Here is a 2,288-nt window from a genome sequence, read left to right on the forward strand (position 1 = left end):
GGCGAACTTGCAGGTCCGTCGCCCGTGGCCCGGGGCAAGCCGGGTTCCAAGATGCAGGTCCTGTCCCACACGAACGGACTGCCCCTACGCGTCGGCCTCTCCGCAGCGAACAGCCTCGGACTGAAGCCGATAGTCGCCCATTTCCACATAGGATACGAATCCCACAGCGTCCATTCCAAGCCCCAGGGACTGCATGCCGACAACGCCTACGACGTTCCTGACCTGCGACAATGGCTGCACAGCCACATCGGCGTCCGCATCGCCCGCAAAGGAATCGACTCAAGCGAACGACTGGGCCGCCAACGGTGGGTCATCGAACGCACCATCTCCTGGCTCACCGGCTACCGCCGCCTGTCACCCCGCTACGAGCGGCATCCCCGCAACTACCTGGCCTTTCTCGGCCTCGCCGCAGCCATCTGCTGCGACAAACGCCTCGGCAAACTGACCATGTAGGACACGGTGTAAATCCCCCGCCGCCTCATCTGCATACGGCAACGTCGTACCTCATATCGACATGATCAGTTGGCTGATTGACTCACCGCGCCGTGCTTCTCACAGGACCGGAACGTGGCGGAATCCGGTGGGAGATCGCTTCGTGCGTACTGCCCCGCAGGTAGCGGACGAGGTCCTCGTCGGTGCCCTCGGCACGGAGTTCCCGCACAACCTCCTCGACAGCCCTGTAGAGGACAGGAGAGCCGATCCGCACCACTTCGCGTCCGACGGGAGTGAGTTTGATCTCGACACTGCGGCGGTCGTGGGGTGAAAGGTGCGTGGTGACCAGCCCACGGTCCTGCAGACGTGTGACAAGGCGACTCGTGCCGGACTGACTCAGGCCGATCCCGTTGGCCAGGATGTTGAGGTACAGCAGACCCGAACCGGCTCGCACGCTTTCGTCCAGCGCGCGCAAGGCGTGAAACTCACTGGCCCCCAGCCCCAGGCGCTGATGAAGGTGCCGCCCGACCCGGGACTCGATCCGACGGTGGGCACGGGCCAGTGCGTCCCACCGGGCGATCGACGCGGCAACCGCGTTCATGCTGGATGGCCTCCCTGCTGTCCGCAGCCCCTGCCGTTTCCCGCATGACACATGCCGGCATGAGAGTACGGCGGAACAGCCGCCGCTGGTCTGCAGCAAGTAGACAGCCCAGGGGCCATCGTTGTGACAACGCCAGCAGTACCACGCCTTCTTTGACGCTCTTGAGGGAACGATGTTGTCAACGGTAGGCGTTCTCCTGCCGGTTGCACTTACGGAGGGGATCAACGCGTTCGTGTCATGGGTATACGGTCTGCACCAAGCCCCCCGCAGAGCCCGGGGCAATCCAGGAGGGAAGGGGCAGTCCGGCAATGGCAACGGGAGATCGGCAGTGGGAGGCACAGGCGAAGTGCGGGACCCAGGTCGCTGAGGCGTTGTTCGTCGAGGGAACGGTCCAGAAGCGGGTGAAGACTCTGTGCAGCGACTGCCCGGTCCGCACCGAGTGTCTCGCCTACGCCCTCGACAACCGCATCGAGCACGGTATCTGGGGAGGCACGACAGTGCGTGAACGCCGCAGTCTTCTGCGACGCCGCCCGACAGTGACCTCCTGGCGCCTTCTGCTGGACGCTGCCCGCACCGAGCATGCGAACTCGGGTCGACTGCTCCCGCTGTCCGGCGCGGATCGCAGGCGGACCGTCTGACCAGTGTCTGCTGTCTTGACCCCATTGCGTCCCACGAGCGGCAGGCGCCGCCACAAGCCCACCAGGAGAGCATGCCAATGGTGTTCGTACAGGGACCTGGATCGGGTGAGTCCGTCAGCCCAGGTGCACAGACAAAGGTGCTTTGGCAGTTCGCGTGGCTGTCGAACCCAGCGAGAATCCAGAGAGACCCGTGTCGAAGTGCCGCGTGGCATCGGTAGCCGAGGACAGTCCGAACACTCATAGATGTGACTGTCTCACCGATCGGTTCAGAGAGGCGGCCGACCAGCCGGAGCCTCTGTCTCGGTACGACTCAAACACAAGCGATGCCCGAGTGCGTACTGCGGCGGGATGTGCTGCCGGTCCCCGGTGACTGACCGGCCGGGGCGGCAAGCCGGAGGGCTACTGCCACCGATAGACGGTCGACGCGCTGCGCTGCCTCGTCGACAACGGCCTCAGGCGGTTGCCGATGCTGTCCGACTTCCCGGGCCCGCATGTACGCCCCCTTCACGGACGGGATACGTGGTTGGTGAAGGATGGATGCCTCGTGGGGGTTGGACGCCGACCAGAAGATCAACCGGCTCAAGCGCCACCTGCTCACCGACACCCTCGGACTCCTT

The 2,288-nt window shown here is 64.7% G+C and carries 3 protein-coding genes; 2 read left to right on the forward strand and 1 reads right to left on the reverse strand.

Translation table 11 applies throughout. The annotated features are described in order from the left end of the window. The coding region (locus AQJ11_RS44965) for a transposase (RefSeq protein ID WP_159061825.1) at window positions 1–453 on the forward strand (453 nt) is incomplete at its 5' end. Between the two features lie 82 nt (window positions 454–535). Here AQJ11_RS44965 and AQJ11_RS44970 read toward each other — a convergent pair. Beyond that, window positions 536–1,033 carry a MarR family winged helix-turn-helix transcriptional regulator gene (locus AQJ11_RS44970; RefSeq protein WP_059267382.1) on the reverse strand — a complete coding sequence of 166 codons (498 nt, stop codon included), beginning with the start codon at window positions 1,031–1,033 and terminating at the stop codon, window positions 536–538. A gap of 308 nt (window positions 1,034–1,341) precedes the next feature. On the opposite strand from AQJ11_RS44970, the gene AQJ11_RS44975 reads away from it, so the two are divergent. Next, complete coding sequence (locus AQJ11_RS44975; protein WP_059267383.1) at window positions 1,342–1,671, forward strand: WhiB family transcriptional regulator; 330 nt, start codon at window positions 1,342–1,344, stop codon at window positions 1,669–1,671. Window positions 1,672–2,288: the final 617 nt, after the last annotated feature.

It is taken from the genome of Streptomyces corchorusii (assembly GCF_001514055.1).
Taxonomy (GTDB): Bacteria; Actinomycetota; Actinomycetes; order Streptomycetales; family Streptomycetaceae; genus Streptomyces; species Streptomyces olivaceoviridis.